1 protein-coding gene and 1 pseudogene are annotated in these 862 nt (G+C 58.9%); one reads left to right on the forward strand and one right to left on the reverse strand.

Features of this window, described 5'->3' with window-relative positions:
* On the reverse strand, positions 1–508 hold a 508-nt coding region (locus EN969_RS33260), incomplete at its 3' end, for a fatty acid desaturase (RefSeq protein ID WP_206525313.1).
* Between the two features lie 128 nt (positions 509–636).
* On the opposite strand from EN969_RS33260, the pseudogene EN969_RS36470 reads away from it, so the two are divergent.
* A pseudogene (locus tag EN969_RS36470) lies at positions 637–862 on the forward strand (transcriptional regulator); the annotation flags it as partial.

The raw sequence follows: 862 nt of genomic DNA on the forward strand, positions 1-862 counted from the left end.
TGCGGATCGGCTTGTCGCCGGCGATCACCTGCTTGGCATCGTCGATGAAGAAGCCGACGCAGGACAGCCACGGGCCGAGCACGAAGCGGCCTGCCATGGTGTTGTTGATCTTGAGCAGGAATTTCATCGTCGGCGGCAGCTCGTCATGCTGCCAGAGCGCCTGATAATAGCTTTCCGGGTCATCGAGCGGGTCGGTCAGCCGCTCGTCGGCGTGGTGACGCAGATGAATGGTCTTGAAGCGGCGGAACGGCCAGACCAGACCGATCGGCAGAAACACGAAGGCTTCGTTGACCCGCGCGTTGCGCGTCGGATGCCCGTGCAGCACTTCGTGCATGATCGACGACTGCAATGCGGCGGTGAAGGCGAGGACGGCGAGCGCCAGGACGGGATAGGAAGGCCAGAGCAGGAAACCGGTGGCGAGCCATGTCGCGTAGCAGAAGAAGGCGAGTACCACGGTTGGCCACTCAATGGCCCGTACGCTGTGTCGCCTGATGCTCTTGCTCGTCATGCTATCGACCACTGCCCCTCAGTCGCCGGAATCCCAATTGATTCCTGACAGCATTGTGTCAGGAGAAATGATTCCACTCAACGAGACAAAGTGCACAAACTGTTGCGATTGCGCATTTTTGACCGCACATGTTATACATTGTAAACAGACTTAGGGATTCATTTACGCCTAACGCCACCCTCGGAGCGGTTCCGGCGCAAATTTTTCCTCAATCCAGGTGGAGCACGGACATGGACAAGCGCGACCTGTCGACGATCTTCCGCGAGCGACTGAAAATGCTCTTGACACGCTCCGACCTGAACCAGTCGGCCTTTGCAACCGCGGTCGGCATCGACCGCTCGGCGCTGTCGCAAC

The organism is Mesorhizobium sp. M7A.F.Ca.CA.003.01.2.1, from assembly GCF_003998945.1.
In the GTDB taxonomy this organism is placed as follows: domain Bacteria; phylum Pseudomonadota; class Alphaproteobacteria; order Rhizobiales; family Rhizobiaceae; genus Mesorhizobium; species Mesorhizobium ciceri.